The organism is Pseudoalteromonas sp. A3 (genome assembly GCF_025942345.1).
Taxonomy (GTDB): domain Bacteria; phylum Pseudomonadota; class Gammaproteobacteria; order Enterobacterales; family Alteromonadaceae; genus Pseudoalteromonas; species Pseudoalteromonas atlantica.
Window position 1 is genome coordinate 239566 of sequence record NZ_JAPCKL010000001.1, and the last position, 22834, is coordinate 262399.

The 22834-nt window shown below is 41.0% G+C and carries 21 protein-coding genes; 15 read left to right on the top strand and 6 right to left on the bottom strand.

Annotated elements, in window-relative coordinates; translation table 11 throughout:
• The first annotated feature begins 55 nt into the window (after positions 1 to 55).
• Genes msbA through tcdA form a run of 6 tightly spaced genes read left to right on the top strand, consistent with a single transcriptional unit; the run spans position 56 to position 5192 of the window.
• Positions 56 to 1801, top strand: coding sequence for a lipid A export permease/ATP-binding protein MsbA (gene msbA, locus OIZ54_RS01075; RefSeq protein WP_264389443.1), 1746 nt, complete (start codon positions 56 to 58; stop codon positions 1799 to 1801).
• A complete protein-coding gene (lpxK, locus tag OIZ54_RS01080; protein ID WP_264389445.1) occupies positions 1798 to 2778 on the top strand; it encodes a tetraacyldisaccharide 4'-kinase in 981 nt (326 codons plus the stop codon). Before msbA ends, lpxK begins: the two co-directional genes overlap by 4 nt.
• Positions 2768 to 2965 (top strand): Trm112 family protein, encoded by a 198-nt coding sequence (locus OIZ54_RS01085; RefSeq protein WP_004586692.1) that lies wholly within the window; start codon positions 2768 to 2770, stop codon positions 2963 to 2965. Before lpxK ends, OIZ54_RS01085 begins: the two co-directional genes overlap by 11 nt.
• A complete protein-coding gene (gene kdsB, locus OIZ54_RS01090) occupies positions 2953 to 3714 on the top strand; it encodes a 3-deoxy-manno-octulosonate cytidylyltransferase (RefSeq protein ID WP_004586691.1) in 762 nt (253 codons plus the stop codon). Before OIZ54_RS01085 ends, kdsB begins: the two co-directional genes overlap by 13 nt.
• 2 nt (positions 3715 to 3716) lie before the next feature.
• Positions 3717 to 4388, top strand: a complete 672-nt coding sequence (locus tag OIZ54_RS01095; protein WP_004586690.1) for a TIGR01621 family pseudouridine synthase — start codon at positions 3717 to 3719, stop codon at positions 4386 to 4388.
• The gene (gene tcdA / locus OIZ54_RS01100) at positions 4389 to 5192 is read left to right on the top strand and encodes a tRNA cyclic N6-threonylcarbamoyladenosine(37) synthase TcdA (protein ID WP_004586689.1); all 804 of its coding nucleotides are present in this window, start codon (positions 4389 to 4391) and stop codon (positions 5190 to 5192) included.
• Between the two features lies 1 nt (position 5193).
• On the opposite strand, the gene OIZ54_RS01105 is transcribed toward tcdA, so the two are convergent.
• The 3 genes from OIZ54_RS01105 to OIZ54_RS01115 all read right to left on the bottom strand — a co-directional run bounded on the left by OIZ54_RS01105 (position 5194) and on the right by OIZ54_RS01115 (position 8247).
• A complete protein-coding gene (locus OIZ54_RS01105) occupies positions 5194 to 5610 on the bottom strand; it encodes a SufE family protein (RefSeq protein ID WP_138576504.1) in 417 nt (138 codons plus the stop codon).
• Between the two features lie 13 nt (positions 5611 to 5623).
• A complete protein-coding gene (locus OIZ54_RS01110) occupies positions 5624 to 6850 on the bottom strand; it encodes an aminotransferase class V-fold PLP-dependent enzyme (RefSeq protein WP_264389448.1) in 1227 nt (408 codons plus the stop codon).
• 110 nt (positions 6851 to 6960) lie between these two features.
• Positions 6961 to 8247, bottom strand: coding sequence for a citrate synthase (locus OIZ54_RS01115; RefSeq protein WP_264389450.1), 1287 nt, complete (start codon positions 8245 to 8247; stop codon positions 6961 to 6963).
• 416 nt (positions 8248 to 8663) lie between these two features.
• Here OIZ54_RS01115 and sdhC point away from each other — a divergent pair, with 416 nt between their 5' ends.
• The 8 genes from sdhC (at position 8664) to sucD (ending at position 18531) form a co-directional block, all read left to right on the top strand.
• Positions 8664 to 9041, top strand: a complete 378-nt coding sequence (gene sdhC / locus OIZ54_RS01120) for a succinate dehydrogenase, cytochrome b556 subunit (protein WP_084554498.1) — start codon at positions 8664 to 8666, stop codon at positions 9039 to 9041.
• Positions 9032 to 9379: a succinate dehydrogenase, hydrophobic membrane anchor protein gene (gene sdhD, locus OIZ54_RS01125; protein ID WP_004586684.1), complete on the top strand. Its 348-nt coding sequence runs from the start codon at positions 9032 to 9034 to the stop codon at positions 9377 to 9379. Before sdhC ends, sdhD begins: the two co-directional genes overlap by 10 nt.
• Positions 9380 to 11152: a succinate dehydrogenase flavoprotein subunit gene (gene sdhA, locus OIZ54_RS01130; protein WP_004586683.1), complete on the top strand. Its 1773-nt coding sequence runs from the start codon at positions 9380 to 9382 to the stop codon at positions 11150 to 11152.
• Between the two features lie 10 nt (positions 11153 to 11162).
• Complete coding sequence (locus tag OIZ54_RS01135; RefSeq protein WP_004586682.1) at positions 11163 to 11879, top strand: succinate dehydrogenase iron-sulfur subunit; 717 nt, start codon at positions 11163 to 11165, stop codon at positions 11877 to 11879.
• A gap of 89 nt (positions 11880 to 11968) precedes the next feature.
• Positions 11969 to 14788: a 2-oxoglutarate dehydrogenase E1 component gene (locus OIZ54_RS01140; protein ID WP_264389452.1), complete on the top strand. Its 2820-nt coding sequence runs from the start codon at positions 11969 to 11971 to the stop codon at positions 14786 to 14788.
• Between the two features lie 3 nt (positions 14789 to 14791).
• The gene (gene odhB / locus OIZ54_RS01145; RefSeq protein ID WP_024033546.1) at positions 14792 to 16315 is read left to right on the top strand and encodes a 2-oxoglutarate dehydrogenase complex dihydrolipoyllysine-residue succinyltransferase; all 1524 of its coding nucleotides are present in this window, start codon (positions 14792 to 14794) and stop codon (positions 16313 to 16315) included.
• Between the two features lie 177 nt (positions 16316 to 16492).
• Positions 16493 to 17659: an ADP-forming succinate--CoA ligase subunit beta gene (sucC, locus tag OIZ54_RS01150; protein WP_004586679.1), complete on the top strand. Its 1167-nt coding sequence runs from the start codon at positions 16493 to 16495 to the stop codon at positions 17657 to 17659.
• Positions 17659 to 18531 carry a succinate--CoA ligase subunit alpha gene (gene sucD, locus OIZ54_RS01155; protein WP_004586678.1) on the top strand — a complete coding sequence of 291 codons (873 nt, stop codon included), beginning with the start codon at positions 17659 to 17661 and terminating at the stop codon, positions 18529 to 18531. The genes sucC and sucD overlap by 1 nt, the downstream gene beginning before the upstream one ends.
• A 62-nt stretch (positions 18532 to 18593) precedes the next feature.
• On the opposite strand, the gene OIZ54_RS01160 is transcribed toward sucD, so the two are convergent.
• Positions 18594 to 19664 carry a DUF3083 family protein gene (locus OIZ54_RS01160; protein WP_264389453.1) on the bottom strand — a complete coding sequence of 357 codons (1071 nt, stop codon included), beginning with the start codon at positions 19662 to 19664 and terminating at the stop codon, positions 18594 to 18596.
• A gap of 208 nt (positions 19665 to 19872) precedes the next feature.
• On the opposite strand from OIZ54_RS01160, the gene glnS reads away from it, so the two are divergent.
• Positions 19873 to 21537 carry a glutamine--tRNA ligase gene (gene glnS / locus OIZ54_RS01165; protein WP_264389454.1) on the top strand — a complete coding sequence of 555 codons (1665 nt, stop codon included), beginning with the start codon at positions 19873 to 19875 and terminating at the stop codon, positions 21535 to 21537.
• A 127-nt stretch (positions 21538 to 21664) separates the two neighbouring features.
• Here the strand turns inward: glnS and fur are convergent, their stop codons facing one another.
• Complete coding sequence (gene fur, locus OIZ54_RS01170; RefSeq protein WP_004586675.1) at positions 21665 to 22108, bottom strand: ferric iron uptake transcriptional regulator; 444 nt, start codon at positions 22106 to 22108, stop codon at positions 21665 to 21667.
• 190 nt (positions 22109 to 22298) lie between these two features.
• Positions 22299 to 22826 carry a flavodoxin FldA gene (fldA, locus tag OIZ54_RS01175; RefSeq protein ID WP_004586674.1) on the bottom strand — a complete coding sequence of 176 codons (528 nt, stop codon included), beginning with the start codon at positions 22824 to 22826 and terminating at the stop codon, positions 22299 to 22301.
• Positions 22827 to 22834: the final 8 nt, after the last annotated feature.

The window sequence follows — 22834 nt, forward strand, 5'->3', positions numbered from 1 at the left end:
AGTTTTAACGGTTTGAAGGATACAATAAGGGCTGTAATTGTATAACGAGAGTAATATGAGTCAAAGTACTACACAAATTTATAAACGGTTGATTTCTTACGTTGGTGATTATAAAAGCGTTGCCTTCGTCGCTATTATTGGAATGATCGGCTATTCGGGTATGGATGCTTTATTTATTCAATTAATGAAACCCTTTATTGATGAAGGCCTAAACCAGCGTAATAACGAAGTGCTAGCTTATGCCCCATTTGTGGTAATTGCGCTGGTAATAGGGCGTGGTCTGTTTAATTTTATGTCTTCGTATTGCCTAAGCTATGTAGGCTCGCAAGTAGTTCGTTCGTTACGCCAGCAGTTATTTGAACACATATTACATTTGCCTGTTTCGTTTCATGATAAAAACTCAACAGGTGATTTAATTTCAAAAATTACTTTTGATACAGAACAAGTTCAGCAAGCGATCACCAAAGCACTGTTAATTGTTGTAAGAGAAGGCGCTTTTGTCGTTTTTCTACTTGCCCTTATGTTTTATACCAGCTGGCAGCTTTCGCTGATTTTTTTAGTGATCATTCCATTAGTGGCAATTATTGTAACGTTTGTGTCTAAACGCTTTCGCCATATTTCAAAAAATATACAGTCTGCAATGGGGCAGGTCACCCGTAGCTCTGAGCAAATGCTAAGTGGACACAAAGTTATTCATGGTTTTGGTGGGCAAAAACAAGAAATCGACCAGTTTTCAAAAATCAATAATCATAATCGTCAGCAACGTATAAAAATGGATGCCACTAAAGCGTTAAGCGTGTCGGTAATTCAAGTGCTTGCAGCAAGTGCAATGGCTGTTATTTTGTGGGTTGTATCTATGCCTTCAATGATAGATACGATCAGCTCTGGCGATTTTATGGTACTCATCTCTTCTATGATGATGCTTTTACGCCCGCTTAAACAATTAGCAAACGTGAACAGTGATATGCAGCGCGGTATTTCTGCAGCGCAAAGTATTTTTTTAGTTTTAGATGAAGAAATTGAAAAAGACAAAGGGACTTACACCGTAGATAAAGTGAAGGGCGAAATTGAGGTTAAAAACGTTACCTTTAAATACCCAACTAAAGATGAAGCTGTTTTAAATAACCTATCAATAAGTATAAAAGCCGGTGAAAGCATCGCGCTTGTAGGGCGTTCAGGCTCGGGTAAATCGACTATTTCTAATTTATTACCGCGTTATTATGATTTAGAAGCACCAAGTGAAATTTTATTGGATGGCGTTGCGCTTGAGAAATATAAACTGGCCGATTTACGCCGCCAGTTTGCCTTAGTATCTCAGCAAGTTGTGTTATTTAACGACACAATTGCCAATAATATTTGTTATGGCATAAGCCGCGAAATAACACAGCAGCAACTAGAAGAGGTGGTTAAACAAGCCCACGTGTGGGAATTTGTTAAAGACCTACCTGAGCAACTCAATACCATGGTCGGTGAAAACGGGGTGATGCTCTCTGGTGGTCAACGTCAACGTATAGCAATTGCTCGCGCTATATTAAAAGATGCACCTATTTTAATTTTAGATGAAGCAACTTCAGCCTTAGACACAGAGTCTGAAAAACTAATTCAGCAAGCTCTTGATACCCTTATGCAAGACAAAACGTCTATAGTCATTGCCCATCGTCTTTCAACCATTGAGAACAGCGACAAAATATACGTTATTGATGGTGGTCGGGTGATTGAAAGTGGCGATCATCAGAGTTTACTAGCTAAAGATGGTACTTATTCAGCTCTATGTAAAATGCAGTTTGGTGAGCACGGGTGAGTAAAATAGAGCAAAGCTGGTATAAACCATTTAGTTTTATAACGCTACTTTTACTGCCATTAGCTGCGCTTTTTTGGTTAATTTCAAGCATTAGGAAATGGTTTTTTAAGGTTGGCTTTGCCACGCCTTTTAAAGCTAAATCTAAAGTGATTGTGGTGGGCAATATAAGTGTAGGCGGAAATGGCAAAACGCCATTTGTGTTATGGCTTTACGAATACTTGTCAGAGCAAGGCCTAAAAGTGGGTATTATCAGCCGAGGTTACGGCGGTAAAGCCAACAGCTACCCGCTGGTGGTAGAACGCGGCGTAACAAGTGCACAAGCCGGTGATGAGCCAATACTTTTATTTAATCGCTTAAAATGTCCGCTTGTTGTTGGACCCGATAGAAAAGCCAACATTACATTATTAGAGCAGCAATTTTGTGTGGATGTCATAATCTCAGATGATGGTATGCAGCATTATAAAATGGCGCGCGATATAGAGTGCTGTATTGTTGATAGCCAAAGGCGATTTGGTAATGGCTTTGTTATGCCTGCAGGGCCATTACGAGAAACCACAAACAGATTAAATAGCGTTGATTTAGTGATTGAAAACGGGGGAGATGAATCCCTTAGCTACGTTTTGCAAACTGGTGCACTTAAACACGTTGCTAACAATACCCCTGTTAATAAAACCATTGAAAAAGGCCATGCGGTAAGTGCCATTGGTAACCCACAACGTTTTGAAGATTCATTAAAGGGGCAAAATATTCAGCTGCTTTCGACTCATCATTATCGAGATCACTATGCTTATAGCATGGCTGATTTTACTCAATTTAATGATGATAACGTATTAATGACAGAAAAAGATGCAGTAAAATGTAGAGACTTTGCAAAAGATACTTGGTACTACCTACCCGTAAATGCAAAACCTACTGACGCTGTAATACATAAATTAGATTTATTATTAAAACAAAAAGGGATCCTAAATGGCCTTTGATACAAAATTACTTGAAATAATTGCTTGTCCTGTGTGTAAAGGAAAGCTTCGTTTTGATAAAGAAAATGCAGAACTTATTAGTACTGCAGCTAAACTTGCATACCCAGTACGCGACGATATACCGGTACTTTTAGAAAATGAAGCGCGTGAGCTATCTCAAGATGAGGTTGATAAGTGGAATTCGTAGTTGTTATACCTGCACGTTACGCGTCTACCCGTTTGCCTGGCAAACCATTAGCTGACATATGCGGTAAACCTATGATTCAACACGTGTATGAAAAAGCGTGTTTGTCAGGTGCAAGTAAAGTGGTTATTGCAACCGATCATCAAAAAGTTTTTGATGCTGTTAAATTGTTTACAAATGATGTGCTGATGACGCGAGAAGATCATCAATCGGGTACTGAACGTTTAGCAGAAGTTGTTGACTTACTTAAGCTAGACGCAGAAACCCTGGTGGTAAATGTACAAGGCGATGAGCCATTACTTGCCAGCGAAAACGTATCGCAAGTTGCCACTTTACTAAATAATTCAAGCGCGCCAATGGCAACATTAAGTGTAGCCATTGAAGAGCAAGACGAAGTGTTTAATCCTAATGCCGTGAAGGTTGTTAGTGATATTAATAAAAATGCGTTGTACTTTTCACGTGCCAGTATTCCGTTTGACAGAAGCGCAATGTTAAATAACGACAGTGTGTTAGATATAACGCCTTTTCAGCGCCATGTGGGTATATATGCTTATCGCGCGGGCTTCATTAAGCAGTATATTGAGTTAAGTGTATCGCCACTTGAAATACTTGAGTCGCTAGAGCAACTTAGAGTGTTGTACCATGGTTACGCTATCAAAATTGAGCAGGCCAAAGTAACGCCACATGCTGGGGTTGATACGGCCGAGGATTTAGAAAAAGTAATTGCCTACCTAAAAGCTAAGCAAGCCTAATAATGGTTAAAAGTGAATTACCCATAGTGTTTAGTCACGCTGATTTTTATATATTTGAAAAACCAGCGGGGCTTAATTTTCACTCAGAAGGTGAAAAAGGGTTTGTGGTATTAGCTGAGCAGCAAACTGGCGAAAAATTATTTGCTGTTCACCGCCTTGATAAAGTGACATCTGGCCTTATTATTCTTAGTCGCAATAAAGAAGCCGCTGCTAAATTTACGTCTCTTTTTACTGAGCACGCAATAAACAAGTTTTATTTAGCGATAAGCAATGCTAAACCTAAAAAAAAGCAAGGGTGGATAAAAGGTGATATGGCTAAGTCTCGCAGGGGCATGTTTAAGCTTTTACCGACCCTGCAAAACCCGGCTATTACCCGCTTTTATTCTTTTAGTTATAAGCCGGGGTTTAGGGCGTATATTTTAAAGCCGTATTCGGGTAAAACCCACCAACTTAGAGTGGCATTAAAAAGTTTAGGGGCGCCAATTTTAGGCGATACACTTTATAGTGGCAGCGCAGCTGAGCGGGCGTATCTTCATGCCTATGCGTTAAGTTTTTTATGGCATGGGGAGCAAATTAATTGCTCTTTGCTACCTACTACGGGTGATGAGTACCAGCAATTAATTAATCATCAAGAATTTCAAGCATGGCAATCGCCGTGGCAACTGGATTGGTAAATGAGCGAAAAAGTAACAGATATTCGTTTTGGCGGGATCAAACGCCTATACGGTAACCAACAATTTGACTGGCTACAACAAGCCCATTTTTGTGTAGTGGGGATAGGCGGTGTAGGAAGTTGGGCCGCCGAAGCTTTAGCACGTACAGGCGTGGGTAAAATCACTTTAATTGACTTAGATGATATTTGCGCGACGAACGTAAATAGGCAAATTCATGCACTTAGCGGCAGTATTGGCCAAGCCAAAGTAGATGCAATGAAAAGTCGCTGCGAACTGATAAACCCAGAGTGTAAAGTAACTGTGATAGATGACTTTATTACTCTTGAAAATATTCGTGAGCATATTCAAGGTTTTGATTACGTCATTGACTGTATTGATGCAGTTAAAGAAAAAGCAGCGCTTATTGCTCATTGTAAGCGCAATAAAATGCCTATTATTACTACTGGCGGCGCGGGTGGGCAAACTGATCCTAGCCAAATAACATTTGGTGATGTGGCTAAAACCACGCAAGATCCGTTACTTGCTAAAGTGCGTTATATTTTACGCAAACAATATAATTTTAGTAACAACCCTAAACGCAAATTTAATATTGATTGTGTGTACTCAACTGAGCAACTTGTTTACCCAGGCAGTGATGGCAGTGTATGCCATGCTAAACAAAATGCTGATGGTACAATGAATATGGATTGTAATAACGGGTTTGGCTCGGTAACTATGATCACCGGAAGTTTTGGCTTTTTTGTAGCGGCTAAAGCGGTACGTAAATATTTAGATAAAAAACAGCGTTTACAACAAGCTCAATAGTTTAATTGAGCTTGTTAGTTGCCATGCTTTGAATTGCTTCGACCATTGCTTTAATTCCGTTCCCTCGAGATGCACTAAGGTGTTTAATTAAGCCTAATTTTTCAAATTCGTCATACGCATTAATATTCACGACTTCTTCAGGTGTTAAGCCATTATAAAGCGCTAAAATTATCGCTAATAAGCCTTTTACAATGCGAGTGTCTGAATCGCCAATAACCACTAAACGATTCTCGCTATCGTCAAACTCCATAAACATCCACACTTTGCTCTCACACCCTGGCACAAGCGCGTCATCGGTTTTAAGTACATCCGCTAAAGCGGGAAGTGTTTTGCCCAGAAGCATTATTTCGCGATATTTATGCTGCCAAGATTGCGCCTGCTGTATAGGTTTTACTACGTTTTTAAACGTATTTGTCATGAGTTATCCTAAATTAGTCTAATAATTCAATCGATTCTTTCAAGGCATTGATGAAATTATCAACATCTTGATGGGTATTATAAAATGCAAAGCTTGCTCGAACAGTGCCTTTTACTCCTAAATGGTGCATTAATGGTTGCGTACAATGGTGTCCACTGCGCACTGCAATACCAAATCCGTCAAGCAAAGTTGCCAAATCGTAGGGGTGTTCACTTTTATAATTAAAACTAAGGGTGCCAATATTATTGTTCAGGTCGCTATAAATAGTAATTCCGTCAATTTTACTCAACTGTGTGGCTGCATAAATAAAAATAGCCTGCTCATGGCGCTGTAACTGTTCTATGTTTAGGGCTGATAAATAATCAATTGCTGCACTAAAGCCAATGACGCCGGCTATATTTGGGGTGCCGGTCTCAAATTTAGCAGGAGCGTCTCTGTAGGTGCTTTTTTTAAGCGTTACAGTATCTATCATCTCACCACCCGTTTGATACGGGGTAAGCGCATTAAGTAATTCATAGCGACCATATAAGCCTCCTACACCCGTAGGGCCAAGCATTTTATGCGCTGAGAATACATAAAAATCGCATCCAAGCTGCTTTAAATTAGGGCGTAAATGCATGGCTCCTTGTGCGCCATCAACAACAACTAACGTGCCGACTGCTTTCGCTGCAGTTATTAATGGGCCTAAATTGGTAATATTACCTAATGCGTTAGACGCTTGGCTGATACACAGCACCTTTGCTTTAGTATGCGTGATCATGTCTATACAGCGCGCTATATTAAACGTCGCATTTTGCTCAAGGGGGAGTGCAGATAGCGTAGCCCCGGTATTTTGCGTTAATACCTGCCAAGGTACAATATTAGCGTGGTGCTCAAGGGGTGTAATTAAAACCGTATCTTCACCAGTAATTTGCCTTTGTAGACCATGAGCAAGTAAATTTAGCGCTTCTGTCGCGCCTTTTGTCCAGACGATTTCTTTAGCATTTACGTTAAAGTAATCAGCTGTTTTTAATCTTGCTTCTTCATATTGTTCTGTAGCGCGCTCGCTTAAGGTGTGCCGGCCTCTGTGAACGTTTGCGTTGCCTAAATTATAAAAACGAGTGGTTCCATCAATAACGCTTTGTGGCTTTTGCGACGTTGCGCCAGAGTCTAAATATACTAAAGGGTTGCCATTAAGGGTTTGGTTTAACGTAGGGAAGTCGTTGCGGATTTTTGTTATATCAAACTCTTGAGAAGGCATGGCTATTCAACATCTATAAATTTAGGCAGGAATTGTAATCGGTTTCATAAAATTGACAAGCAAAGCACACAAAAAAGGCCGCAAAAGCGGCCTTTTTTAACTAACTAAGCTTAGCGCTTGTCAGTTGATACGAAGTCACGTTGAGTGTAACCAGTATACATTTGACGAGGGCGGCTGATCTTATGACCAGGTTGAGATAGCATCTCATCCCAGTGAGTGATCCAACCAACAGTACGTGCCATTGCAAAAATTACAGTGAACATGCTTGTTGGAATACCAATCGCTTTTAAGATAATACCTGAGTAGAAATCAACGTTAGGGTAAAGTTTCTTCTCTACAAAGTATGGGTCTTCAAGGGCAATTTGTTCAAGCTTCATCGCAATATCAAGAAGCGGATCTTGAATGTTAAGCTCTTCTAATACTTCGTGACACGTTTGACGCATTACTGTAGCGCGTGGGTCGAAGTTTTTGTAAACACGGTGACCAAAGCCCATAAGACGGAACGGATCAGACTTATCTTTTGCTTTTGCTACGTACTCATCAATACGATCAACAGAACCAATCTCTTCTAACATGTTTAAACATGCTTCGTTAGCACCGCCGTGAGCAGGGCCCCAAAGAGATGCGATACCCGCTGCAATACATGCATATGGGTTAGCGCCTGAAGAACCTGCTAAACGTACTGTTGACGTTGAAGCGTTTTGCTCATGATCAGCATGAAGCATGAAGATTTTATCCATTGCTTTAGCTGTAACAGGGTTAACTTTGTATTCTTCAGCCGGTACAGAGAACATCATGTGTAAGAAGTTTTCTGCGTAGCTTAAATCGTTACGTGGGTAAACAAACGGCTGACCAATGTTTGTTTTGTACGCCATAGCTGCAATAGTCGGTAATTTAGCGACAAGTTTAATAGCGCTTATTTTACGTTGGCTTGCATCAGTAATATCAAGATCTTCGTGGTAAAAAGAAGATAATGCGCCTACTACACCACATAGCATTGCCATTGGGTGAGCATCGAAGCGGAAACCTTGGAAAAAGTTAGCAATTTTCTCATCAAGCATGGTGTTATGCGTGATTTCTTTTGCAAATGCATCGTATTGCTCTTTAGTTGGTAACTCACCGTTTAATAGTAAGTAACAAAGCTCGATGTAGTTAGAGTCTTCAGCTAATTGCTCAATTGGGTAACCACGGTGAAGTAATACACCTTTACCACCATCAATGTAGGTGATTGCAGATTCACAAGAGCCAGTCGACATGAAACCTGGGTCATAAGTAAAGTGACCGTGTGAACCTAACGTACGTACGTCGATCACATCTTGGCCAGCAGTGCCTTGATAAATTGGAAGTTCGATTGGATCTAGTCCATCAATATGGACTGTGGCTTTTTTATCTGCCATCTATGTATCTCCTATTAAGATATCTATTCTGATTTTTAGATTTTTAAAGTTCTGAAATCTTGTTTTAAGCACATCTTCGCATTTTAACGTGAAAGAGGGGGTTAAAGTCAATTTTTATAAACATTATGCATATATGTATAATAAATATTCGGTATTAATTAAATATTATACTATCGGCTAATTCGCAAACGTCTCTAACTAAACAAGAATTGTAAAACAACCTTTGGGTATATATACTATCGGAGGTTTTAAACCGCTTTGTATTTAGGTAAACATATTTTTACAGCGTAATTTTTGCAGATTTGTGAACTTTTGCTGTATTGACACGTTTACTTTGATAGTTCCACCAGAAATTTTGGTGGGTTTTAGAAAAACAAGTAGATGAGCTCCAATGTGAGCAAGATGGGCAAGTAACTGTGAAAAAGCAAAGACCTGTAAATCTAGATCTAACAACTATATCTATGCCGGCAACGGCTAAAGCATCAATCTTTCACCGCGTCACCGGTGTTGCATTATTTTTTGCTTTAACGTTTGTCATTTGGGCTTGGTCTGAGTCTCTTTCTTCAGCTGAAGGTTTTGAATTCGTCAAGGGTCTGTTTAGCGGATTCATTGCCAAATTCATAGCTTGGGGCACACTTTCTGTATTGGGTTATCACCTTATTGGTGGTATCCGTCACATCATTATGGATATGGGCCACTGGGAAGAACTTGAATCAGGTAACCTTAGCGCTAAAATTGCAATGGCACTTGGCGTTGTATTTGCCGTACTGGCAGGGGTGTGGATATGGTCTTAAATCAAGCAACTCTTAAACGTGATGGTGTACAAGATTTCGTATCTTTACGTACCACGGCACTAGTAATCACCGCATACGCGATTTTTATTATCGGCTATTTTTTAGCAACGCCAGAAGTCACTTTCGAAGCCTGGACAGGCCTATTCTCTAATCTAGCAATGAAGGGTTTTACACTTATTACTCTTGTATGCATGATGGTTCATACCCGCATTGGCCTTTGGCAAGTTTTAACGGATTACGTTAAAAACGCTAAACTACGCGCTGTTTTAGGCTTTGTATTAAACCTGATGGCCGTTGCTTACGTAGCTATTGGTCTAATCGTTTTATGGGGTGTTTAAGTGAAATATTCTGTTCGTGAATTTGACGCCGTAGTAATTGGTGCAGGTGGTGCTGGTATGCGCGCCGCTCTTGCCATTACCGAATCTGGCAAAACGTGTGCATTAATATCTAAAGTATTCCCAACACGCTCACACACTGTATCTGCACAGGGTGGTATTACAGTAGCGCTAGGTAATTCACACGAAGACAACTGGGAATGGCATATGTACGATACCGTTAAAGGTTCCGATTTTATCGGTGACCAAGACGCTATCGAATACATGTGTCAAACAGGCCCAGAAGCTATTACTGAATTAGAAAACATGGGTTTACCATTTTCTCGTTTTGAAAATGGCCGTGTTTACCAACGTCCTTTCGGTGGTCAATCGAAAAACTTTGGTGGTGAACAAGCTGCACGTACTGCAGCAGCAGCTGACCGTACTGGTCACGCTTTATTACACCTTCTATACCAACAAAACGTTAAAAACCAAACTAATGTATTCTCTGAGTGGTATGCACTAGATTTAGTTAAAAACGACAATGGCGATGTAGTAGGCTGTACAGCAATTGAGATTGAAACAGGTGAAATCACTTTCTTCAAATCAAAAGCTGTTGTACTTGCAACCGGCGGTGCTGGTCGTATTTTCGCATCAACAACCAATGCTCACATTAATACGGGTGATGGTGTTGGTATGGCAGCCCGTGCAGGCGTTGCTATGCAAGATATGGAAATGTGGCAATTCCACCCAACGGGTATTGCAGGCGCTGGTACACTTGTAACGGAAGGTTGTCGTGGTGAAGGTGGTTATCTTTTAAATAAAGATGGCGAACGCTTCATGGAACGTTATGCACCAAACGCTAAAGACTTAGCGTCTCGTGACGTTGTAGCACGTTCAATGATGACTGAAATCCGTGAAGGCCGTGGCTGTGATGGTCCTTGGGGTCCACACCTTAAGCTTAAACTTGACCACTTAGGTGAAGAAACGCTTAACCTACGTCTACCAGGTGTATGTGACCTTGCTAAAACTTTCGCACACGTTGACCCTGCTAAAGAGCCAATTCCAGTAATACCAACTTGTCACTACATGATGGGTGGTGTTCCAACTAACGTAAATGGTCAAGCGCTACAAATCGATGCTAACGGCAACGAAAAAGTAGTAGAAGGCTTATTTGCAGTAGGTGAAATTGCCTGTGTATCTGTACATGGTGCAAACCGCCTAGGTGGTAACTCATTACTTGATTTAGTTGTATTTGGCCGTGCTGCTGGTAACTTCTTAGGTAAATACCTAAACGAAGTTGAAATTACTAAAGCACCGACAGCATCTGATATTGACGCGTCTCTTGCACGCTTTAACCGTTGGGAAAATTCAACGGCTGGCCAAGGTGAAGACCCAGTTCAAATCAAAAAAGACCTACAACAATGTATGCAGCTTAACTTCTCGGTATTCCGTGAAGGTGAGTCTATGGCGACAGGTCTTAAAGAGCTTAAAGAAATTCGTGAACGTCTGCAGCATGCACGTCTCGATGATAAATCATCAGACTTCAACACGCAGCGTATCGAATGTCTTGAACTAGACAACTTAATGGAAACAGCTTACTCAACTGCAGTAGCTGCAAACTTCCGTACTGAAAGCCGTGGTGCACACTCTCGCTTTGACTACCCAGATCGTGATGACGAAAACTGGTTATGTCACTCAGTATTCAATCCGGTAACGGATGAAATGAGTAAGCGTGACGTAAACTACGCGCCTAAGACGCGTGAAGCGTTCCCACCTAAAGCACGTACCTACTAGGAGCGAGACGATGGCACAAGTACAATTTTCAGTTTATCGTTACAATCCGGATGTTGATAACGCACCTCGTATGCAAGAATATACTTTGCAAACAGAGGAAGGTCAGGACATGATGGTATTGGATGCACTTTTATTATTAAAAGAGCAAGATCCAACATTATCATTCCGTCGCTCATGTCGTGAAGGCGTGTGTGGCTCTGATGGCGTTAACATGAATGGTAAAAATGGTTTAGCATGTATTACACCATTATCTACGCTGCAAAAAGGCGGCAAAGGTACTATTGTAATTCGTCCTTTACCTGGCTTACCTGTGGTACGTGACCTTGTTATTGACATGAGTCAGTTCTACACTCAGTACGAAAAAGTTAAACCATACCTAATTAACGATCAGCCAGCGGCTGGTGAGCGTCTTCAATCTATTGAAGAACGTGATAAATTAGATGGACTTTACGAGTGTATTTTATGTGCATGTTGTTCTACATCGTGTCCTTCGTTCTGGTGGAATCCAGACAAGTTCATTGGTCCAGCAGGCCTTCTTCATGCTTACCGTTTCTTGGCTGATAGCCGTGATACGGCAACTGAAGAACGTTTAGCAGACCTAGACGATGCATTCAGTGTGTTCCGTTGCCACAGTATCATGAACTGTGTTAGCGTTTGTCCTAAGGGTCTTAACCCGACCAAAGCAATTGGACAAATTAAATCTATGTTATTAAACCGCGCGGTTTAATCACTTAGTAACGTAAGATGGCTAATATTTTTATTAGCCATCTTGTTATGACAACTATTAATTTCTGCGCTAAAGAAAAGGGCTTATAAATGCACGAAGGTGTGATGAAGGCATGGCTAGAATCTTCACATTTAAACGGCGGCAACGTTGCTTATGTAGAAGAGCTTTATGAAGCGTATTTAGATGATGCGACTTCTGTGCCAGAAGAATGGCGAGAAGTGTTCGAACAATTACCAAAAGTAGATGGTGTGGATGTTGAAGTAAAGCATTCAGAAGTTCGTTCACAGTTTGCGGCGCTTGCTAAAAACAAGCATAGAGAGGTAGTGGTAGCAGAGGGTAGTGGCGGTGACCTTAAACAGGTTAAAGTACTACAACTTATTAATGCTTTCCGCTTTCGAGGACACCAAAATGCTAACCTAGATCCATTAGGCATTTGGCAACGAGAGCGTGTTCGAGATTTAGAGCTAGAATACCACGACTTATCTAAAGCTGATTTTGACCGCGAATTTAACGTAGGATCGTTTGCCGTAGGCCGCGATACTATGCCTTTAGGTGAACTATACCAGGCACTTAAAACCACCTATTGTGGTTCTATTGGTGCTGAGTATATGCACATCACATCAACAGAAGAAAAGCGCTGGTTACAACAGCGTTTAGAATCTGTTCAATCACGACCTACTTTTTCTAAAGAAGAAAAACTGCGTATCCTTAAAGGATTAACCGCAGCAGATGGTCTTGAAAAATATTTAGGTGCAAAGTTCCCTGGTGCTAAGCGTTTCTCACTTGAAGGTGGTGATGCGTTAGTTCCTATGCTTAAAGAACTTATTCACCGTGCTGGCGAAAGCGGGCAAAAAGAAGCAGTTATTGGTATGGCCCACCGTGGTCGCTTAAATGTACTAGTTAATGTGTTAGGTAAAAACCCATCTGAGTTATTCGATGAGTTTGCTGGTAAACACAAAGACACGTTAAGCTCTGGTGACGTTAAATACCATATGGGTTATTCATCTGACTTTGCGACCAAAGGTGGCAATGTTCATATGGCACTTGCGTTTAACCCTTCTCACCTAGAAATTGTTAACCCTGTTGTTATGGGCTCGGTAAGAGCGCGTTTAGACCGTTTAGGTGACAGTTCAGGTAGCAAAGCATTACCTATTACTATCCACGGCGACTCTGCGATTACAGGCCAAGGTGTTGTACAAGAAACATTTAACTTGTCGCAAACAAATGCCTTCTCATGTGGTGGTAGTATCCGTATTGTTGTAAATAACCAAGTTGGTTTTACAACCTCAAAACAAGACGACGTACGTTCTACAGATTACTGTACTGACATTGCTAAAATGGTTCAGTCACCAATCTTCCACGTTAACTCTGATGACCCTGAAGCCGTTGCATTTGTTACACAACTTGCACTTGATTTTAGAAACCAGTTTAAACGTGACGTAGTAATCGATTTAGTATGTTATCGCCGCCATGGTCATAACGAAGCTGATGAGCCTAATGCAACACAGCCTCTTATGTACCAAAAAATTAAAAAGCATGCGGTTCCGCGTTTAATTTACGCTGATCAACTTATGTCTGAAGGCTCATTCACTGAGAGTGAAATTAAAGCATTAGCTGATGAATACCGTAACGGCTTAGATGAAGGTAACTGTGTTGTTGAAGAAATTCAGCCAGAAACTTCGCACTCATCTGATTGGGCAAAATATGTTGGCCATGAGTGGAATGTTGAGTACGACGCAAGCGTACCGGTAGATAAGCTAAAAGCACTTGGCGAACAAGTTGCGCAGTTCCCTGAGCAATATAAAGCACAGTCTCGTGTTAAAAAGATTTACGATGACCGTAAGCTTATGGCAAGTGGCGAAAAACCACTAGATTGGGGTATGGCAGAAACACTTGCTTATGCAACAATTGCCTCTGAAGGCACAGATATACGTTTAACTGGCCAAGATTCAGGGCGTGGTACTTTCTTCCACCGCCATGCTGTAGTACATAGCCAGTCAGATGGTTCAACTTACCTCCCTCTTCAAAATTTAAGTGAAGACCAAGGTACCTTTGAAGTATTTGATTCTGTTTTATCAGAAGAAGCGGTACTTGCTTTTGAATATGGTTATGCAACAGCTGAACCTACATCATTAGTCCTTTGGGAAGCCCAGTTTGGTGACTTCGCAAATGGTGCACAAGTCGTATTTGACCAGTTCTTAAGCTCTGGTGAGCAAAAATGGGGCCGCTTATGTGGCTTAACATGTTTGCTTCCGCATGGTTATGAAGGTCAAGGCCCAGAGCATAGTTCTGCACGTTTAGAGCGTTTCTTACAGCTTTGTGCCGATCACAACATGCAAGTGTGTGTTCCTTCAACACCTGCACAAGTTTACGCTATGCTACGTCGTCAATCAGTTAGACCACTTCGTCGTCCATTGATTGTAATGACACCAAAATCACTACTTCGTCACCCACTTGCGGTATCTTCACTTGAAGAACTTTCACAAGGTGTATTCCATAATATGATCGACGAAATCGATGATATTAACCCTGAGAAAGTAGAACGCGTAGTATTTTGTAGTGGTAAAGTTTACTACGAACTATTACAAGAGCGTCGTAAGCTTGAGCAAGACAACATTGCTATTATACGTGTGGAGCAGTTATACCCGTTCCCGCATGCAGAAATGGACACGATTATGGAACGTTACCAACACGTTACTGATTTTGTTTGGTGTCAAGAAGAGCCACAAAATCAAGGTGCTTGGTACTGTTCGCAACATCACTTTATTGATGCAATCCCACAGGGTGCTAAATTGACTTACGCAGGGCGTAAGGCGTCGGCATCTCCAGCGTGTGGTTACATGTCAGTACATACTAAAGAACAACAAGCGCTCGTTGCAGACGCGCTTACTATACAAAAGAAAGGATAAGCAATGAGCACAGAAATTAAAGTTCCTGTTCTTCCTGAGTCGGTTGCAGATGCTACCGTTGCTACATGGCATGTAAGTGTAGGCGACAAAGTAAGCCGTGACCAAAACTTAGTAGACATTGAAACAGATAAAGTGGTTTTAGAAGTGGTTGCACAAAATGACGGTGTAATTACTGAAATATCACAAGAAGAAGGTGCAACGGTACTTGGCGACCAAGTTATCGGTTTACTTGGTGATGCTGATGCAGCACCAGCAAGTGACAGTGCTCCGGCTAAAGAAGAAGCCGCACCTGAAAAATCAGAAGACGCGCCTGCGGCGCAATCAGCTCCAGCATCAGAAGGTAAAGAAGTGGACATTAAAGTACCTGTACTTCCAGAATCAGTTGCAGACGCAACAATTGCTACATGGCATGTACAACCAGGTGAAGCGGTAACTCGCGACCAAAACTTGGTAGATATTGAAACTGATAAAGTTGTTCTTGAAGTAGTAGCTCAAGAAGACGGTATCATGGGCGAGCAACTAAACGCAGAAGGCGATACTGTACTTGGCGAGCAAGTTATTGGTAACGTTAAAGCGGGCGGCGCTCCAGCGGCACCTGCAGCTAAAGCAGAAGAAGCGCCTGCTGCAAGTGAGTCTAACGATAGCTCAGATGTGTTAACGCCGTCTGTACGTCGTTTAATCGCTGAAAAAGGGCTTGATGCGTCTAAAATTAAAGGCACAGGTAAAAACGGCCGTGTAACTAAAGAAGACGTTGATACTTTCTTAAAAGCACCTGCTCCAGCTGCTAAAAAAGAAGCTGCTTCAGCACCTGCTGCACCTATGGGTGACCGTACACAAAAACGTGTACCAATGACGCGCTTACGTAAAACCATTGCTAATCGTTTATTAGAAGCGAAAAACTCAACAGCAATGTTAACTACATTTAACGAAGTAAACATGAAACCTATCATGGACCTTCGTAAGCAATACCAAGAAGTATTCGAGAAGCGTCACGGTATTCGTTTAGGCTTTATGTCTTTCTACGTGAAAGCAGTAACTGAAGCACTTAAGCGTTTCCCTGACGTAAATGCATCAATTGATGGTGACGATATTGTTTACCACAATTACTTTGATATCAGCATCGCTGTATCTACACCACGTGGTTTAGTTACACCAGTACTTAAAGATTGCGACAAACTATCTGTTGCTGAAATCGAGAAAGGTATTCGTGAATTAGCCCTTAAAGGCCGTGACGGTAAACTAACACTTGACGATATGACAGGTGGTAACTTTACCATTACTAACGGTGGTGTATTTGGTTCGTTACTTTCTACGCCTATTATTAACTTACCACAGTCATCAATCTTGGGTATGCACAAAATCCAAGAGCGTCCTATGGCTGTAAATGGTAAAGTTGAAATTCTTCCTATGATGTATTTGGCACTATCTTACGATCACCGCCAAATCGATGGTAAAGAATCTGTTGGTTTCTTAGTGACTATTAAAGAGTTACTTGAAGATCCAACTCGCTTATTACTGGATGTTTAATCGAGTAGTATGAAATATAAGCTGTGAATGACAATTCACAGCTTTTTTTTTGCGCCTTTGGTGTTACTGGGGTTTTCATGTTAAGCCTTGGGATCTATACTAGGTGCGCAATTTGGGATAGCTGTTTATTTGCATAAATATTCAGCTCTTTTAGTATAAAAAATTGGATAAAGCATCATGAATTTGCATGAGTATCAGGCAAAACAACTTTTTGCCGAATATGGTTTACCAGTTTCTCAAGGTTTCGCTTGCGATACACCTGAAGAAGCTGCAGCAGCTGCCGAAAAAATTGGCGGTGATATGTGGGTTGTTAAAACTCAGGTTCACGCAGGTGGCCGTGGTAAAGCTGGCGGTGTTAAGCTAGTTAAAACAATCGAAGAAGTAAAAGAATTCGCTGCTAACTGGTTAGGTAAAAACTTAGTTACTTACCAAACAGACGAAAATGGTCAGCCTGTTGCTAAAATTTTAGTAGAAAGCTGTACAGATATCGCTAACGAATTGTACTTAGGTGCAGTTGTTGACCGTGCTTCTCGCAAAGTTGTTTTCATGGCGTCTACTGAAGGCGGTGTTGAAATTGAAACTGTTGCTGAAGAAACTCCAGAGCTTATCCACAAAGCAGAGATCGATCCATTAGTGGGTCCTCAAGCTTACCAAGCACGTGAGTTAGGTTTTAAACTGGGTCTTAACCCTACACAAATGAAGCAGTTCGTTAAGATCTTTATGGGTCTTGGCAACATGTTCAACGATTTTGATTTCGCTCTTCTTGAAATCAACCCGTTAGTAATCACAGACGAAGGTAACCTTCACTGTCTTGACGGCAAAATCGGTATCGATGGTAATGCACTTTACCGTCAACCAAAAATCCGTGAAATGCACGATCCATCTCAAGAAGATGCACGTGAAGCTCACGCAGCAAGCTTCGAGCTTAACTACGTAGCACTAGATGGTAACGTAGGTTGTATGGTTAACGGTGCAGGCCTAGCGATGGGCACTATGGACATCGTAAACCTACACGGCGGCAAGCCAGCTAACTTCCTAGATGTTGGTGGCGGCGCGACTAAAGAGCGTGTTTCTGAAGCATTCAAAATCATCCTTTCTGACGATAACGTAAAAGCTGTTTTAGTTAACATCTTTGGTGGTATCGTACGTTGTGACATGATTGCTGAAGGTATCATTGGCGCAGTTAAAGAAGTAGGTGTAAACGTGCCTGTAGTTGTACGTTTAGAAGGTACTAACGCTGAATTAGGTCGTGACGTTCTTAAGAACTCTGGCCTAGATATCATCGCTGCTGAATCACTAACAGACGCTGCTGAGAAAGTTGTAGCTGCTGCGGAGGGCAAATAATGTCTGTATTAATCAATAAAGATACAAAAGTTATCTGTCAAGGTTTCACTGGTGGCCAAGGTACTTTCCACTCTGAGCAAGCGCTTGAGTACGGTACACAAATGGTTGGTGGTGTAAGCCCAGGTAAAGGCGGTCAAACGCACCTTGGTCTTCCAGTATTCAACACAGTACGCGATGCAGTTAAAGAAACAGGCGCAACAGCGTCAGTTATCTACGTACCAGCACCGTTCTGTAAAGATGCAATCTTAGAAGCTATCGATGCGGGCATCGAGCTAATTGTTTGTATCACTGAAGGTATCCCAACACTAGACATGGTTGACGTTAAAGTTAAGCTTGATAACTCTGGTGTTCGTATGATCGGTCCTAACTGTCCAGGTGTTATCACTCCTGGTGAGACTAAGATTGGTATCATGCCTGGTCACATCCACAAGCCTGGTAAAGTAGGTATTGTTTCTCGCTCTGGTACTTTAACGTACGAAGCAGTTAAACAAACTACAGACGCTGGTTTTGGTCAGTCTACGTGTGTTGGTATTGGTGGCGACCCAATCCCAGGTACTAACTTTATCGACGTGCTAGAAATGTTCGAAAAAGATCCACAAACTGAAGCAATCGTAATGATTGGTGAAATTGGTGGTACTGCAGAAGAAGAAGCTGCAGAGTACATTAAAGCTAACGTAACTAAGCCTGTTGTTTCTTACATTGCTGGTGTAACTGCACCAGAAGGTAAGCGTATGGGTCACGCTGGCGCAATCATCGCAGGCGGTAAAGGTACTGCTGATGAGAAATTTGCTGCACTAGAAGCTGCTGGCGTACAAACTGTACGTTCACTTGCTGATATCGGTAAAGCACTTAAAGAGAAAACAGGCTGGTAATCAGTTTGCTTAATCTTTAAAAAGGCTCGCATTTGCGAGCCTTTTTGTTATTGGCTAAAAAATTAGTATGGGTAACTAATGTGTTGAAAAAACCGTACTAATAAATCTTGTCGTTCTTTATTTATTGCCAGCTCTGAGCACATAGCGTGTATTGTTTTTTCTACTTGATTCATAAAGCGGCCGTAGCCCATTTCATGTTTATCTTTATGGGTGGCAACAATCACAAAATGTAGTGACTCAACTAATTTTTCAGCATTGAAAAAAATATGTATTTGCGTGGCTGTGCCATTCACATCAAAACTTATTTTTTGCAATTCTGAATTCCCATCATTTTTATCTATTTGGCTATTACGCACTATGGGCCTTGCACCATTAGCAACCATAGCGCCGTGAGATAATTCGTATCGATCGCAGCACCCTTTAAATGATTGGGCAAAGTAGTTATAAAACTCAGTGTAATTATTTTTGTTTATTAAGCTTTGAAATTGCGTTTTAATGCCGCGCGAAACCGGTATAGAAAACGTTGCATAGGTCATTTCTGCATGCTCGGCGGGTATTTTACATTGGCGAGCTAAATAACGAGGGTATAGGCTTCTAAGTTTGTAGCCGTAACTTTGGTTACAGCCTTTGCTCTTGGCAAATAAGTCATAGGTTAAATGCTGATGATCGCGAAGCTTAAACTGGGGTTGCTCAATAAATAATTGTGTTTGTAAATTATCTAACACTTTTTGCACCCTGCTGTGAAATTGTGCCGAGCTTGCGCGTAAATCATCACCGGTGGCTAAAAATAACAAGCGAATTTTTTTACTTTTAAAAGCAGGGGTGTAGTGTAGTTTGTGCGCTTCGTGGTAACGCGGGTTGTAAAAAAACAACATTTGCTTTGCTGTTTCTAATTGATACGACTCATCATGAAATCTGACCACGGGTAATTTGTCGTTAGCGAGTAGATGTACATTATGTAGCTCGTATTCATCACAGCTTGCAAATAGTTGCTTGGCAATGCGGGTATAGCAACTATCGATATCGCTAAAACTAGTGTAAAAGTCATCAGTGGGTGTAATTTCAGCGAGTAAATAGTGATTAGCTCGCGCATTTGTTGGAATATAAACTCTGTGTTGTGTAGAACTGGCCATCTTTGAATCCTTTTAAGGAGCTTAAGTTTAGGTACTATAAATGCCTTTCATGACTCAAATATTGCGCTAAAACAAATTTAAGTAATAAACTAATGCACCATTGCCATAATAACTAGAATAAACCCGCATCTAGTGCTGTATGTTAGTGTTTGTTTTTGTAATAATGCATTAGTTTTGTTATCACGAATATTCAGAGGATCGCACTCCTATGGCGGAAATTGAGAATCGCCCAAGTAACTTTATAAGAACTCGAATTGATGAAGATTTAGCAAGTGGCAAACATGCAACTACGCATACACGTTTTCCACCTGAACCAAATGGCTTTTTACATATTGGCCATGCAAAATCAATTTGTTTGAATTTTGGCATTGCAAAAGATTACGATGGTTTATGTAACCTACGTTTTGATGATACAAACCCAGAAAAAGAAGATATTAACTACGTTAATTCAATCAAAGAAGACGTGCAGTGGTTAGGCTTCAACTGGAGTGGTGAGATAAAATATTCGTCAAACTATTTTGATACCCTATACGGCTATGCAGTAGAGCTTATTGAAAAAGGCTTAGCGTACGTTTGTTTTTTAACGGCCGATCAAGCACGCGAGTATCGCGGTACGTTAAAAGAGCCGGGTAAAAACAGCCCATACAGAGACACCTCAGTAGAAGAAAACCTCGCATTGTTTGAAAAAATGCGCGCGGGTGAATTCAAAGAAGGTGAGTGTGTTCTACGCGCTAAAATTGATATGGCAAGCTCATTTATGGTGCTTCGCGATCCAATTATTTATCGCGTTCGTTTTGCTCATCACCATCAAACAGGTGACAAGTGGTGCATTTACCCAATGTATGACTTCACACATTGTATTTCTGATGCGCTTGAGGGGATAACCCATTCATTGTGTACACTTGAGTTTCAAGATAACCGTCGTTTATACGACTGGGTGCTTGATAACATCAGCCTTGAATGCCACCCACAGCAAATTGAGTTTTCGCGCTTAAATCTTGAATACACAATTATGTCTAAGCGTAAGCTAAACGACTTAGTTGTAAATAACTATGTAGAAGGGTGGGATGACCCACGTATGCCAACTATTGCTGGTTTACGTCGTCGTGGTTATACACCGGCTTCAATACGTGAGTTCTGTTTACGTATCGGTGTAACTAAGCAAGAAAACATGGTTGAAATGGGCATGCTTGAAGCGTGTATCCGTGAAGACTTAAATGAAAACGCACCACGTGCAATGGCAGTACTCGATCCAGTTAAAGTTGTAATAGAAAACTTTGATGCAGAAAAAGTAGAAACATTGTCGGTAGCTAACCACCCTAATAAAGAAGAAATGGGGCGTCGTGAAGTACCGTTTACTCGTGAGCTTTTCATTGAGCGTGAAGATTTCCGCGAAGAAGCGAATAATAAATTTAAACGCTTAGTACTTGATAAAGAAGTACGCTTACGTGGTGCTTATGTAATTAAAGCCCAGCGTGTAGAAAAAGATGAAAATGGTGAAGTTACCACTATTTACTGTACTTACGACAACGAGACACTAGGTAAAAACCCAAGTGACGGTCGTAAAGTAAAAGGGGTTATTCATTGGGTTTCTGCGCCTGAGTCGGTTAATGCAGAAGTTAGATTGTATGACCGTTTATTTAATGTACCAAACCCAGGTGCAGCTGAAGAGTTCGAATCGACACTTAACCCTGATTCGTTAGTTGTATTAGAAAATGCAAAACTAGAAGCATCGCTTGCTAAAGCCGAACCGGCTCAAGGCTTCCAGTTTGAGCGTACTGGCTATTTCTCACGTGATACAAAGTCAGAAAATTTAGTATTCAACCAAACGGTTGGTCTTAGAGATTCATGGGCTAAAATCGAGAAGCAGTAACGCTTTTATAATACCAATTTGCATAATATCTCATTATTGCAAATTGGTATTAAACACCGTTTAAATGTTTAATTTTAAACACAAAAAAACCTGCAATAGCAGGTTTTTTTATTACTATAGCGCGTTATTAGCTATTTGAATCGCTAAATGCCTTACACGCTGCTTTGTCCTGACACTCACCGTATAGGTATAAAGAGTGATTTGTTAGTGTAATACCGTTTTCTTCGGCTATTTCTAACTGGCGACGTTCAATTAAGTCATCTTCAAATTCAACAACTTTGCCACATTTTAAACACACTAGGTGGTCGTGGTGAGTGCTGCCAGAAAGTTCAAATACTGACTTTCCGCCTTCAAAATGGTGACGGCTTACAATACCTGCGTCATCAAATTGGTTTAATACACGGTAAACAGTCGCAAGACCAATTTCTTCACCTAAATCTAAAAGAATTTTGTATACATCTTCAGCGCTGATGTGTTGGTTATCTGGAGATTGTAGAATTTCTAAGATTTTAATACGCGGTAAAGTTACTTTTAAACCGGCTTTTTTAAGTTCCAAGTTATGATCAGTCATTAAATCTGTCTCAAATTTGTTTGGTTATACTAGACATCTCTTACAGATGCACACGACACATTAGCAATAACAAGGATAACGCGCCTAAGCACTGAGTGCAAAGAACAATTGATCAATTTTGCTATTAATTCTAAAGTCGCTAACTGTTTGATAATTATTTAAACAGTTAGCGATAAAAGGGGGGGGGAGGTTAGTCTGCTAGTTCGCTTAAGCACATTTCATCATATACTTGTGCGCACCATGCTTTAACACGTTGTTCTGTTAATTCAGGTTGGCGGTCTTCATCAATACCTAAGCCTACAAAGTGCGTGTCATCAGCCATACCTTTAGATGCTTCAAAGTCGTAGCCTTCACTAGACCAATGGCCAACCACAATAGCACCGCGCTCGGTAACGATATCGTTGATCATACCCATAGCGTCTAAAAAGTATTCTGCGTAGTCTTCTTGGTCGCCACAACCAAAAATAGCCACTAGCTTACCTTCAAAGTCTACTTCTTCAAGCTCAGGGAAAAAGTCATCCCAATCACATTGTGCTTCACCGTAGTACCAAGTAGGAATACCGAATAAGATTAAATCGAACTCTGCAATCTCTTCTTTAGAGCTTTTTGCAATATCGTGTACAGCCACAAGCTTTTTACCCAATTCTTTTTGGATCATTTTTGCTACGTGTTCTGTATTACCTGTGTCACTTCCGAAAAAAATGCCTACACTTGCCATGGACTTCA

What these genes read in the sequence shown, in the direction of transcription:
- OIZ54_RS01135 (WP_004586682.1), top strand. Translation starts at nt 11,163, where the DNA reads ATGGCACAAGTACAATTTTCAGTTTATCGTTACAATCCGGATGTTGAT.
- tcdA (WP_004586689.1), top strand. Translation starts at nt 4,389, where the DNA reads ATGAGCGAAAAAGTAACAGATATTCGTTTTGGCGGGATCAAACGCCTA.
- sdhD (WP_004586684.1), top strand. Translation starts at nt 9,032, where the DNA reads ATGGTCTTAAATCAAGCAACTCTTAAACGTGATGGTGTACAAGATTTC.
- OIZ54_RS01105 (WP_138576504.1), bottom strand. Translation starts at nt 5,610, where the DNA reads ATGACAAATACGTTTAAAAACGTAGTAAAACCTATACAGCAGGCGCAA.
- OIZ54_RS01095 (WP_004586690.1), top strand. Translation starts at nt 3,717, where the DNA reads ATGGTTAAAAGTGAATTACCCATAGTGTTTAGTCACGCTGATTTTTAT.
- glnS (WP_264389454.1), top strand. Translation starts at nt 19,873, where the DNA reads ATGGCGGAAATTGAGAATCGCCCAAGTAACTTTATAAGAACTCGAATT.
- OIZ54_RS01115 (WP_264389450.1), bottom strand. Translation starts at nt 8,247, where the DNA reads ATGGCAGATAAAAAAGCCACAGTCCATATTGATGGACTAGATCCAATC.
- fldA (WP_004586674.1), bottom strand. Translation starts at nt 22,826, where the DNA reads ATGGCAAGTGTAGGCATTTTTTTCGGAAGTGACACAGGTAATACAGAA.
- sucC (WP_004586679.1), top strand. Translation starts at nt 16,493, where the DNA reads ATGAATTTGCATGAGTATCAGGCAAAACAACTTTTTGCCGAATATGGT.
- sucD (WP_004586678.1), top strand. Translation starts at nt 17,659, where the DNA reads ATGTCTGTATTAATCAATAAAGATACAAAAGTTATCTGTCAAGGTTTC.
- msbA (WP_264389443.1), top strand. Translation starts at nt 56, where the DNA reads ATGAGTCAAAGTACTACACAAATTTATAAACGGTTGATTTCTTACGTT.
- OIZ54_RS01110 (WP_264389448.1), bottom strand. Translation starts at nt 6,850, where the DNA reads ATGCCTTCTCAAGAGTTTGATATAACAAAAATCCGCAACGACTTCCCT.
- fur (WP_004586675.1), bottom strand. Translation starts at nt 22,108, where the DNA reads ATGACTGATCATAACTTGGAACTTAAAAAAGCCGGTTTAAAAGTAACT.
- OIZ54_RS01160 (WP_264389453.1), bottom strand. Translation starts at nt 19,664, where the DNA reads ATGGCCAGTTCTACACAACACAGAGTTTATATTCCAACAAATGCGCGA.
- OIZ54_RS01140 (WP_264389452.1), top strand. Translation starts at nt 11,969, where the DNA reads ATGCACGAAGGTGTGATGAAGGCATGGCTAGAATCTTCACATTTAAAC.
- odhB (WP_024033546.1), top strand. Translation starts at nt 14,792, where the DNA reads ATGAGCACAGAAATTAAAGTTCCTGTTCTTCCTGAGTCGGTTGCAGAT.
- OIZ54_RS01085 (WP_004586692.1), top strand. Translation starts at nt 2,768, where the DNA reads ATGGCCTTTGATACAAAATTACTTGAAATAATTGCTTGTCCTGTGTGT.